Origin of the sequence: Nostoc sp. UIC 10630 (genome assembly GCF_010747425.1) — a bacterium.
Lineage (GTDB): Bacteria > Cyanobacteriota > Cyanobacteriia > Cyanobacteriales > Nostocaceae > Nostoc.
In genome coordinates this window covers 1-11,907 of sequence record NZ_JAAGOG010000216.1, presented here as the reverse complement: position 1 = coordinate 11,907, position 11,907 = coordinate 1, and the positions used below count along the sequence as shown (strand labels likewise).

The 11,907-nt window shown below is 42.4% G+C and carries 7 protein-coding genes; all 7 read left to right on the top strand.

Going from position 1 to position 11,907, the window contains the following annotated elements:
- The first annotated feature begins 114 nt into the window (after nt 1–114).
- The 7 genes from G1O98_RS31960 (at nt 115) to G1O98_RS31930 (ending at nt 11,861) form a co-directional block, all read left to right on the top strand.
- Nucleotides 115–1,101 carry a cytochrome c oxidase subunit II gene (locus G1O98_RS31960; protein WP_163936902.1) on the top strand — a complete coding sequence of 329 codons (987 nt, stop codon included), beginning with the start codon at nt 115–117 and terminating at the stop codon, nt 1,099–1,101.
- Nucleotides 1,102–1,270: 169 nt separating this feature from the next.
- The gene (gene ctaD, locus G1O98_RS31955; protein WP_163936898.1) at nt 1,271–2,959 is read left to right on the top strand and encodes a cytochrome c oxidase subunit I; all 1,689 of its coding nucleotides are present in this window, start codon (nt 1,271–1,273) and stop codon (nt 2,957–2,959) included.
- Between the two features lie 576 nt (nt 2,960–3,535).
- Entirely contained in the window at nt 3,536–4,135 is a 600-nt protein-coding gene (locus tag G1O98_RS31950; RefSeq protein ID WP_163936905.1) for a heme-copper oxidase subunit III, read from the top strand.
- A gap of 87 nt (nt 4,136–4,222) precedes the next feature.
- Nucleotides 4,223–4,708, top strand: coding sequence for a hypothetical protein (locus G1O98_RS31945; RefSeq protein ID WP_163936895.1), 486 nt, complete (start codon nt 4,223–4,225; stop codon nt 4,706–4,708).
- A gap of 296 nt (nt 4,709–5,004) precedes the next feature.
- Nucleotides 5,005–5,616, top strand: coding sequence for a cupin (locus G1O98_RS31940; RefSeq protein ID WP_163936891.1), 612 nt, complete (start codon nt 5,005–5,007; stop codon nt 5,614–5,616).
- 56 nt (nt 5,617–5,672) lie between these two features.
- Nucleotides 5,673–6,158 carry an ArsC/Spx/MgsR family protein gene (locus tag G1O98_RS31935; protein ID WP_163936887.1) on the top strand — a complete coding sequence of 162 codons (486 nt, stop codon included), beginning with the start codon at nt 5,673–5,675 and terminating at the stop codon, nt 6,156–6,158.
- 207 nt (nt 6,159–6,365) lie between these two features.
- Nucleotides 6,366–11,861 carry an ATP-binding sensor histidine kinase gene (locus G1O98_RS31930; protein WP_163936884.1) on the top strand — a complete coding sequence of 1,832 codons (5,496 nt, stop codon included), beginning with the start codon at nt 6,366–6,368 and terminating at the stop codon, nt 11,859–11,861.
- The last annotated feature ends 46 nt before the right edge of the window (nt 11,862–11,907 follow it).

Sequence of the window (11,907 nt, the reverse complement as noted above, 5' to 3'; positions counted from 1 at the left end):
GGAATGGGGAATGGGGAATAGATAACAATTCCCAATGACCAATTACCAATTACCAATACCCAGTACCCAATCCCCAGTACCTATAAAAGACTGTTTACAAAGCAGGTAGCATGTATGCAACAAGTTCCTGTATCACTATGGACTCTGGTTGCTGGGATAGTAGTTACAGCAATCAGCATTTGGATCGGTCAAAACCACACTCTCATGCCGATGCAGGCATCGCTACAAGCGCCTTTGGTAGACGGTTTTTTCAACGTCATGTTTACCATTGCGATCGCACTCTTCTTGGTGGTAGAAGGAACTATTCTGATTTTTTTGGTGAAGTTTCGTCGCCGTCGCGGTGATGATACCGATGGTTTACCAATAGAAGGTAACGTTCCCTTAGAAATCTTCTGGACAGCAATTCCCACAGTGATTGTCCTCGGTTTGGGCATCTACAGTGTAGATGTTTTTAACCAAATGGGCGGTTTTGAGCCTGCTGGTCATCCTCATTCAGCCGCTCATGTTGCTCATAAGTCGGGAACCGCTATCGCTGCTACACTTAGCGATACTGAAGCAACAGCTGCTCCAACAATTGCCCCAACAATCGGGATTGGCGCGTCTCCTCAAACCCTAAACAAACCAGCCGATTTAGTTGTTGATGTCAAAGGGATACAGTACGCCTGGATATTTAATTACCCTGATAGTGGCATTACCTCTGGAGAATTGCACATTCCCGTCGGTGCTGATGTCCAACTCAACCTTTCAGCACAAGATGTAATTCACTCATTCTGGGTGCCAAACTTCCGCTTGAAGCAAGATGCACTTCCCGGTATCCCTACCGAACTACGATTTGTTGCCACCAAACCAGGTACATATCCCGTAGTTTGTGCTGAGTTGTGCGGTGGTTATCACGGTTCAATGCGGACAGAGGTAATTGTCCACACACCAGAAGCTTATGAGAACTGGCGGACAGAAAACCAGATTGCTCAACAGCAAAACCTCAATCAAGTCGTTGCAGTTAATCCAGCCGACTTATCAACATCAGAGTTTCTCGCACCCCACACCCATGATATGGGAATTAGTGCAGCAACTCTAGAGTCATTGGTCATTGGTCATTAGTCATTGGTCATTGGTCATTGGTCATTGGTCATTGGTCATTAGTCATTGGTCATTAGTTATTCGTAACGGACAAATGACAACGGACAAATGACAACGGACAAATGACAACGGACAAATGACAAAGGACAAAAAGACAAAGGACAAATGACAAACGACAAGGGACAAAAATATGACGCAGGTAGAATTTCCACGGAATACTCCACCAGAAGGGAAGAAACCGGAAATGGTGGCTGGCCACACCTCTCATCCGAAGGCGTGGAAATGGCAAGATTATTTTACATTTAATGTTGACCACAAGGTTATTGGTATTCAATACCTGGTGACGGCGTTTGTCTTCTATCTCATCGGCGGGCTGATGGCGATCGCTCTGCGGGTGGAATTAGCAACACCAGATGCAGACGTACTCGACCCCAATCTGTATAACGCTTTCATGACCAATCACGGGACGATTATGATCTTCCTGTGGATTGTCCCTAGCGCTATTGGGGGATTTGGTAACTATTTAGTGCCGTTGATGGTTGGTGCTAGGGATATGGCTTTCCCGAAGCTAAACGCGATCGCCTTTTGGTTAAACCCACCAGCAGGATTACTCATATTAGGTAGTTTCATTTTTGGCGGTTCGCAATCTGGCTGGACAGCTTACCCACCTTTGAGTTTGGTGACAGCGCCAATCGCTCAAACTATGTGGATACTTGCGATCGTTTTGGTGGGAACTTCCTCAATTTTGGGTTCGCTGAACTTCGTAATCACCATTTTGATGATGAAGGTTCCTAGCATGAAATGGGATCAAGTACCCCTATTCTGCTGGGCAATCTTGGCAACTTCCATTCTAGCCTTGCTTTCCACACCTGTATTAGCAGCCGGTTTAGTTCTGCTGTTGTTTGACCTCAACTTTGGCACCTCCTTCTTTAAACCAGATGCAGGCGGTAACGTTGTAATTTATCAACACTTATTCTGGTTTTATTCTCACCCGGCAGTATATTTAATGATTCTGCCCATCTTCGGCATTATGTCGGAGGTAATTCCAGTTCACTCCCGCAAGCCAATTTTTGGTTATAAAGCGATCGCTTATTCTAGCGTAGCCATCTGCGTTGTGGGTTTGTTCGTTTGGGTACACCACATGTTTACCAGTGGTACACCCGGTTGGATGCGGATGTTCTTCACCATCTCCACTCTCATCGTTGCAGTTCCCACTGGCGTGAAGATTTTTGCCTGGGTTGCTACCCTTTGGGGTGGTAAAATCCGCTTCACCGGTGCGATGCTTTTCGCCATTGGCTTGTTGTCCATGTTTGTCATGGGCGGCTTAAGTGGTGTGACGATGGGAACAGCGCCTTTTGATGTTCATGTCCATGACACATATTATGTTGTCGGACATTTTCATTACGTTCTGTTTGGCGGTTCCGTGTTTGGTATTTACGCAGGTATTTATCACTGGTTCCCCAAAATGACCGGACGGATGTTGAATGAAAGCTTGGGACGGATTCATTTCGCTCTCACTTTCATCGGCACAAATTTGACCTTTTTACCCATGCACGAGTTGGGTTTGAAAGGAATGCCTAGACGGGTGGCAATGTATGACCCCCAATTTATCGACCTCAATCAACTTTGTACCTTTGGTTCAATTGTTTTGGGGATATCGGTAATTCCTTTCGCCATCAACATGATTTACAGTTGGCTGAAAGGGCCTTTGGCTGGTGATAATCCTTGGCAAGCTTTGACTTTAGAATGGACAACTAGTTCACCACCTGCAATTGAAAACTGGGAAGTGTTGCCGGTTGTGACTCATGGCCCTTATGACTACGGTCATGGTCATAGTAATGAAGTACAGCCATCTGCAACGCCGGAAGCTAGTGCTTAGTTGCTAAATTCAGTATTGCGATCGCACTCAAAGTCACTGAAACTTCTAGTCATTAGATTTGGCAACTCGAAACTCCAAGCTTGGAACCCAATACGGTTCAGTTAAGGCTAAAACTCTGTTACCAAAGTCGTTTTTTTTAACGTAGACGCGGAGCGGCTTGCCGTAGGCTACCGCCAAGACACAGAGAACGCAGAGAGAAGAAAGAGATGCTTAACTGAACTGTATTGGCTTGGAACACAAACGCCCGAATTCAATAAACAAGCGTCCGAATTCAATAAACGAACGTCCGAATTCAATAAACGAACGTCTGAATTCAATAAACAAACGTCCGAATTCAATAAACGAGCGCCCGAATTCAATAAACAAACGCCTGAATTCAATAAACGGATGCCCGAATTCAATAAACGGATGCCCGAATTCAGAAAACGAAACTCGGAATTTTGAAAATTCCTGAACAAGTCAAGAGTTTGGCTAAACAAGAATTTTGGATAAAGAATGGAAATTTTGCTGGTTCGGACTTCATTCTTTATTCAAGCTTCCACAACAGACAGAGTAGACCGTATTCTCAAAAAATCTATGACTATAGCTACAACCACGAGCGAAGATCACAGTGCAGGACACGAAGAACATCCAGATTTAAGAGTTTGGGGGCTGTTGACGTTCCTCGCTTCTGAATCCCTGATGTTTGGGGGATTTTTTGCCACTTACTTGTTTTTCAGAGGTATTACACCAGTTTGGCCTCCAGAAGGGAGTGAAGTAGAACTACTTGTACCGACGATTAACACCATTATTCTGGTGTCTAGTAGTTTCGTCATTCACTTTGGTGATACGGCGATTAAAAAGAATAACGTCAAGGGAATGCAACTATGGTACGCAATTACCGCAATTATGGGTGCAATTTTCTTGGCTGGTCAGGTTTATGAGTACTCAACATTGGGATACGGACTGACCACCAACGTCTTCGCCAACTGCTTTTATATCATGACAGGGTTCCACGGTTTGCACGTTTTTGTGGGACTGTTATTGATATTACGTGCATTGTGGCGATCGCGTCTTCCCGGTGAATATTCTGCCACCAATCATACTTTCATCGAAATGACAGAAATTTACTGGCACTTCGTAGACATTATTTGGATTGTATTATTCACCTTGGTGTACGTTCTTACTTTGTTTTAACTTGGGCATTAGGCATTGGTAATTATTATTACTTTTTTACTATTGCCTATTGCCTATTCCCTATTGCCTACGCACAAAAAAATTATTATGCAACTTGATGCAAACAAATTCTCATGGTTCCAAGTTCCAGATGAGATCAAAAACCTATTAATTTTAGCTGCACAGAACTGGGAAAATACATCAGAATCCGAAAAATATATTCAACAAGCTTTAGCACAGACTGATGAAAATACAGATGTATTGGTAGCAGCATATAGATTTTTCTATTATAAAAATAATTATTCTCTTGCATTACAAACAACAGTCAAATTATTAGATAAAATTAAAGAACTAGAGAAATTTCCTGATGACTGGGAGCAACTTCAGCCTATATTAGTCAATCGCAAAGAAGATCCACAAATTCGATTGTACTTAAATGCTTATGCTGCTTCTGGATTAGTGCTAGCAAAGTTAGGAGAAATTGAGCAAGCAAAAGAGATCAGCACCAGAGTCAAACAGATAGACGAAAAGAATGATTTTGGTTCTGGGATTCTGCTGGATATTTTGACACGTCCGGCAGAAGAAGACGATTAATTAGTCAATGTGTGGGTATTGGGTACTGGGGATTGGGTACTGGGTACTGAGAAAGTATTCCTAAATATTTATTTCCTAGTCCCTAGTCCTCAGTCCCTATTCCTCTTTTATTCAGTCAAGGTGAAAATCATGAACAATTGGTTATCTACTAAATCCTATTCTTTATTAGGAGCAAGTACTGATAGTAACTCTATCATCCCTCCTATTAACATACCTACTAAGCTTCCTGTAGGTAACATTCCTAATGTTTCACCGATCATTGTGATCCAATCTTCTCAGCTATCAATTTAAAAGTTATGAAAGGTAGGGATTGGCTGCTAACAGGGGACGGTCAGCATCAAGCCTGTAAATCTGTAAGAGCCTGGGATTTATTGAGAGAAAATTACCGTCTTTATCGGTTTTTAACTGAGGTGGAAGATGTTCTCAATGGTAGTGACAATGAAACTAATTGTCTGCCAAAAATCCGGATGCTTGTAAGGCGCTTGATTGTAAATTCCTACTGGGTACAAAGTCAACATTTAGAGCCTTCACCCAAAACGGGAAACTCTGTTTTACTCCTATATGATGAATTGGGTTTTCCGTTAACAGTGCAAACAGTAACATTTGCACCGGGAACCCGTTCAAACATTCATAATCATGGAACGTGGGGAATCGTAGCGGTGCTAAAAGGCCAGGAAAAAAATACTTTTTGGCGACGCACCAATAGCCCAGAATTTCAGGACAAGATTGAAGCAACGGGAGAGATAACTCTCTGCCCAGGAGACATTATTAGCTTTACTCCCGATGCAATTCACAGTGTAGAAGCAGTGGGTGATGAACCAACTGTGACTTTTAATATTTATGGCGAAACTGATCCGAATGAGAGGTTTGAGTTTGACTTAGTTAGCCATAAAGCTAGGAATTTTTAATTTCATCGGTTCGTACTTGGCGCTTTAGCGCTAAAGAGTAATTAGGAGATAGTTGAATGGCAAGAGTAATTTTCTATAGCAAACCAGGCTGTAAAGGTGGTGTTAAGCAAAAAGTTTTGCTAACAGCTGCTGGTCATGAGGTGATACCACAGAACCTGCTAAAAGAACCTTGGACAGCTGAACGGTTGCGCTCATTTTTTGGCGATCGCCCCGTAGTCGAATGGTTTAATCTTTCCGCCCCCAAGATAAAATCTGGTGAGGTGGTTCCTGAAAAAGTGGATGAACAAACCGCTTTGGCGCTGATGCTAAAAGAACCACTGCTAATTCGCCGTCCTTTGTTAGAAGTAGGCGATCGCCGTGAGGTAGGATTTGATGTACAAAAGATTGATACTTGGATTGGATTACAAGCTGTGGATGAATCCTTGCAAGAAATTAGCGACAAGCTTTTGAAGCAAGATTTGCAAAACTGTTCCCACGGTAAAGATCATAATCACGGTCAAGGTTCTCAACAACACCAAAAGCAAGGCAACTGTAAACATTAGTACAGGATTTTTGCACTGAGGTAATCTGTTAAAACCTTAGTTATTGAGTTTGAGATGCAACCATGCTCTCAAACTCAGTAGACAAATTTAGAGTGAATTAGTATTTGTAACATCTTGTGAAAATATGCTTATTTTAGTCACAAATGTTACAAAGCTAAACTTGCATGGGCATAGTAAGTATGCTTAATATTGCAAGAATAAAAAAAAATGACAGCTACTTTATCTGGTTATCAACTCCTCGAAACCCTTCACTCCGGTAGTAAAACCATCATTTATCGTGGACGGCGAGAAACTGATAACGCCTCTGTCATTGTCAAAACTCTCTTGTGCGAACATCCACTCTTAGAAGACATTGCCCGACTGCGCCACGAATATCAAATCATTGAGACTCTGGAAATTCCTGGCATTGTTAAAGCCTACGAGTTAAAGAATTATCAGCATGGACTGGCTTTGGTTTTAGAAGACATTCCAGGTTGCTTGCTCCAAGAACTGATTGCAACTCAAACAACCACTTTGATTATTTTTCTCAATGTGGGGATTAACCTAGCACAAATTTTAGGAGAACTGCACGCCCAACAAATTATTCATAAAGATATTAAGCCGCACAATATTTTAATTGACCCCGATTCTGGCGAAGCCAAACTGATTGACTTCAGTATCTCCTCACGACTTGATAAAGAAAATCCCATCTTGAGCAATCCGAATTTGCTGGAAGGTACGCTTGCCTATATGTCACCTGAGCAGACGGGGAGAATGAATCGGGCGGTTGACTATCGCACCGATTTTTATTCGCTGGGTGTCACCTTGTATGAAATGCTGACGGGTATTTTGCCCTTTGAAGCTGTTGACGCGATGGAGTTGATCCACTGTCACATTGCCAAAACGCCAGCCGCACCCTGTAGCGAAACCGTGTGCCGCGTTCTGGGAGATGTGCCAGAAGCGATTAGTGCAATTATTTTAAAATTATTAGCGAAAACAGCAGAGGAGCGGTATCAAAGCGCTTGGGGATTGAAAGCTGATTTAGAGGAATGTTTGTTTCAACTGCAAACAACTGGAAAAATTGAAAACTTTGTACCAGGAAGACAAGACAAATCCGGGCATTTTTTGATTCCGCAAAAGCTATACGGCCGCAAAGCAGAAGTAGCAACATTGATGGCTGCGTTTAAGCGTGTGGCAGGAGGTAGTAGCGAACTCATGCTCGTCTCTGGTTATTCGGGGATTGGAAAGACGAGTGTCGTCAATGAAGTTCATAAACCCATTGTGGGAGCAAAGGGTTATTTCATTGCAGGCAAGTTTGACCAGTTCAAGCGCAATATTCCTTATGCATCCTTGATTCAAGCATTCCAATCCTTGATTCAGCAATTACTTACCGAAAGCGAAGCCCAAATCCAAGTTTGGAAAGAGAAACTCTTAACTGCATTGGGAGAGAATGGGCAAGTCATTATCGATGTGATTCCCGAAGTCGAACTAATTATTGGAACTGTGCCACCAGTAACACAACTGGGTGCGGCTGAATCTCAAAATCGTTTCAATCGCGTTTTTGGGCAATTCATTGGCGTATTCACGACCCAAGACCATCCCTTGGTTGTGTTTCTCGATGATTTGCAGTGGGCAGATTCGGCATCGCTGAACTTAATTGAGCTATTGATGACAGATAGCGATGCCTACGGCGGCGAGCCACGCAAATATTTATTGTTAATTGGAGCATACCGCGATAACGAAGTGTCGCCTACCCATCCACTGATGATGGGTTTGAACAAGATTCAAACAGCAAATGCAGTGGTGAATCATATTGTCTTATCACCGTTGCAGTTAACAGATGTGGAAGCGTTAATTAGCGATACCTTGAATCACACAGAAGCCAGCAAGCCACTAGCAGAATTATTATTTCACAAAACTGGAGGAAACCCTTTTTTCTTAACACAACTGCTGAAAACTCTACATCAAGAAGACTTGTTAACGTATGACTTCCAGTTTGGAGTTTGGCAGTGGGATATCCAACATATTCAAGCGATCGGTCTTACCGACTTAAACGTGGTTGAATTAACGGCGAGAAATATTCGCAAATTGTCACCAGAAACACAGGAAGTCCTTAAACTGGCTGCTTGTATTGGCAACACGTTCAATCTGGATGTATTAGCGATCGTTAATGAAGCATCTTCTTTAACAACTGCGGCGCAATTGTGGCCAGCCCTTCAAGCTGGGCTAATTTTGCCGTTAAATCAGGATTACAAAATTCCCTTAGCGTTTACTCAGGAGGATTCAGGCGGCGTTACTTTAACAGATGTTAAAGTTGACTACAAGTTTTTACATGACCGAGTACAACAAGCGGCGTATTCTCTGATTCCCGATGAGCAGAAGAAAGCAACGCATCTGAAAATTGGTCAATTACTGCTGCAAAAGACTACACCAGAAGAACGCAAAGAAAATATATTTGCTTTAGTTAACCAACTGAATTACGGTACTGATTTACTAATATCTGAAATAGAAAAATCTCAACTTGCAGAACTCAATCTGATTGCAGGTAAAAGGGCAAAAGCAGCCACAGCACACGATTCCGCCATCAAATATTTCCAAGTTGGTTTGGGATTGTTAACAGAAGAAAGCTGGAAGTGTGAATATGAACTGACATTAACACTGCACTCAGAAGCAGCAGAGGCAGCTTTTTTGAGCGGTGATTTTGAAGAAATGCAGAGATTGTTTGAGATCGTCCAAAACTGTGCTGTGACGCTACTGGACAAAATTAAAGTGTATGAAGTCCAGATGCAAGCTTATATGGCGCAGAACCGGCTGCTAGAAGCGGTTAACACAGCGCTACAAGTTTTAAAGCTGCTAGGGGTGGAGTTTCCTCAAGAACCGAACGCGTCAGATATTGGGCAAGGATTGGCAGACACTGCGGCAATTTTGAGTGGAACGCGAATTGAGGATTTAATTGAACTACCTCAAATGAGCGATCGCTATAAATTAGCAGCCATTAGACTTTTGTCAAGTATCTTTGCTCCTGCATATATTGCTGCTCCTGCACTGTTGCCCTTGACGGTATGCAAACAAGTACAATTATCCGTCGAATATGGTAATGCTACCGTTTCTCCCTTTGCTTATGCCAATTATGGTTTTCTTCTTTGTGCCATTGTGGGAGATATTGATTCAGGTTATAAATTTGGTCAGTTGGCTTTAAATCTAGTGTCAAAGTTAAATGCTCAAGAAATCAAAGCCAAGACAGTTTTCATCGTAAATCTATTTATCCGACATTGGAAAGAGCATCTGAGAGAAACCTTAGAGCCTTTGCTGTCAAGTTACTCTAGCGGAATGGAGACAGGAGACTTAGAATATGCAGGCTATAGTCTACTACAGTACTCTTGTTTAGCTTACTTTAGCGGTAAAGAACTGACTGTCCTTGAAAGAGAGATAGCAAGAAATAGAAATGCTATTCATAATATTAAGCAAGAAACAGCGCTTAATTATATAGAAATCTATTGGCAGGCTACCTTAAATCTACTTGGAAAAAGTGAAAATCCCTCCCTTCTCAAGGGTGAAGCCTGCGATGAACAGATAAGATTGCCACTACACCAGCAAGCAAACGACAATGCGGGAGTTGGCTACATATATTTGAACAAATTTTTGCTTTGTTATTGGTTTGAAAATTACTCGGAAGCGATTGAGAATCTCGCTATAGCGGAGAAGTATTTAGATGCAGTAGTAGGAATGCCCCTTGTTCCTCTATTCAATTTTTATGATTCTTTAGTAAGGTTAGCGATATATCCAGATCGCCAAGCATCAGAACAACACGCAATTATCGATCGCGTCCAAGCTAATCAAGAAAAAATGCAAAAATGGGCAGATCATGCCCCAATGAATCATTTACACAAATTCTATCTAGTAGAGGCAGAACGGCATCGGGTTTTAGGGGAAAAAATCGAAGCGATTGAGATGTACGATCAAGCGATCGCACTTGCTAAAGAAAACGAGTATATCAACGAAGAAGCACTTGCTCACGAACTCGCTGCCAAATTCTATTGGTCATGGGGTAAACAAGCCATTGCCCAAGCATACATGACAAATGCTTACTACACCTACAGCCATTGGGGTGCGATCGCTAAAGTCAAAGATTTAGAAGCACGCTATCCGCAATTGATTGTGCAATCAAACACAGAAAAACTAGAACCGAATTACCTGCACAATATTCAAACAAACTCCACGACTAGCGGAGGCGCTCAAATTCTCGACTTGATGGCGGTGATGAAAGCTTCACAAGTCTTGTCAGAAGAAATGGTGCTGAGTCGCTTGCTCGAAAAATTGATGAAAAATGCGATCGAAAATGCTGGCGCTCAACAAGGTTACTTTCTTGTCAAGCACAATCATCAATGGATGCTAGAAGCAGAGGGAATTGTTGAAGGTAAGAACGTTAACGTTGTTGTTAACTTTGAGCATGAAACTCATTTATTCTTACTTCCGGTTGCCTTATTCAATTATGTAGAAAGAACCAGAGAAAGCCTGATTTTAGATGATGCTGTTAAAGACTCTCGCTTTGCGGCTGATGCTTATATCGCCACTCACCAATCTAAATCGATTTTGTGCCTACCATTGATTCACTCTGGCAAGTTTACTGGTCTTCTTTACCTGGAAAATAATCTTATTTCTGGTGCTTTTCCTTCAGAACGAGTGAATGTGCTGAGTCTGTTGACAGCACAAATTTCGATTGCGATCGAGAACGCCCGTCTGTACACCAACCTACAAGCATACTCGCAACAACTGGAAGCTAATAATGAAGCTTTACAAGCATCTGAAATGCGAGAGCGAGAAAAAGCCGAACAACTAGAAAAATCTCTGTACAAACAGCAACAAACCCAAGCTCATCTTGTGCAGACTGAGAAAATGTCAAGCTTAGGGCAATTGGTAGCTGGTGTTGCTCACGAAATCAACAATCCCGTCAATTTTATCTTTGGCAACCTGACCCATGCCAACGGCTATACTCAAGAGTTGCTAACACTATTGGAACTTTACCAAAAACATTACCCATCTCCCCATCTAGAAATTCAGGAAGAAGCTCTAGCAATTGACTTAGAATTTTTGCTGGAAGACCTGCCTAAACTAATGTCTTCTATGCGGGTTGGAGCAGACCGAATTCGGCAAATTGTCGCTTCTCTGCGAACCTTCTCACGCATGGACGAAGCCGAGATTAAAGCCGTTGATATTCATCAGGGGATTGATAGTACCCTAATGATTCTGCAACATCGCCTCAAAGAAAAGTCAGATCGTGTCGGTATTGAGCTTGTTAAACATTACGGCAACCTACCCCAAGTGGAATGCTATGCAGGGCAACTCAATCAAGTGTTTATGAATGTGTTGAGTAATGCGATCGATGCTTTGGAAGAGTCATTAGCGGATAATCAAGGACAAATAATAACTCCAACCATAACTATTTACACTGAACAAATTGATGCTAATCAAATCGAAATTCGGATTGCAGACAATGGTCTAAGTATACCGGAGTCTCTTCAGCGCCGCTTGTTCGATCCTTTCTTCACCACAAAACCTGTGGGTAAAGGGACAGGTATGGGTTTGTCGATTAGCTACCAAATTATCACTGAAAAACATGGTGGCTCACTCTCTTGCATCTCAGAACCAGGTAAGGGGGCAGAGTTTCAAATCCGCATTCCAATTTGCCAGGAAGTTAGCAAGAACGTTGTAGTTGGCGTTTAGAAGTAGGGGGTAGGGGGTAGGAGGCAGGAGGCAGGCGGCAGGAGGC

Excerpts from the sequence above, each read along its gene's own strand:
- ctaD (WP_163936898.1), top strand. The coding sequence starts at position 1,271 with ATGACGCAGGTAGAATTTCCACGGAATACTCCACCAGAAGGGAAGAAA.
- G1O98_RS31945 (WP_163936895.1), top strand. The coding sequence starts at position 4,223 with ATGCAACTTGATGCAAACAAATTCTCATGGTTCCAAGTTCCAGATGAG.
- G1O98_RS31935 (WP_163936887.1), top strand. The coding sequence starts at position 5,673 with ATGGCAAGAGTAATTTTCTATAGCAAACCAGGCTGTAAAGGTGGTGTT.
- G1O98_RS31930 (WP_163936884.1), top strand. The coding sequence starts at position 6,366 with ATGACAGCTACTTTATCTGGTTATCAACTCCTCGAAACCCTTCACTCC.
- G1O98_RS31940 (WP_163936891.1), top strand. The coding sequence starts at position 5,005 with ATGAAAGGTAGGGATTGGCTGCTAACAGGGGACGGTCAGCATCAAGCC.
- G1O98_RS31960 (WP_163936902.1), top strand. The coding sequence starts at position 115 with ATGCAACAAGTTCCTGTATCACTATGGACTCTGGTTGCTGGGATAGTA.
- G1O98_RS31950 (WP_163936905.1), top strand. The coding sequence starts at position 3,536 with ATGACTATAGCTACAACCACGAGCGAAGATCACAGTGCAGGACACGAA.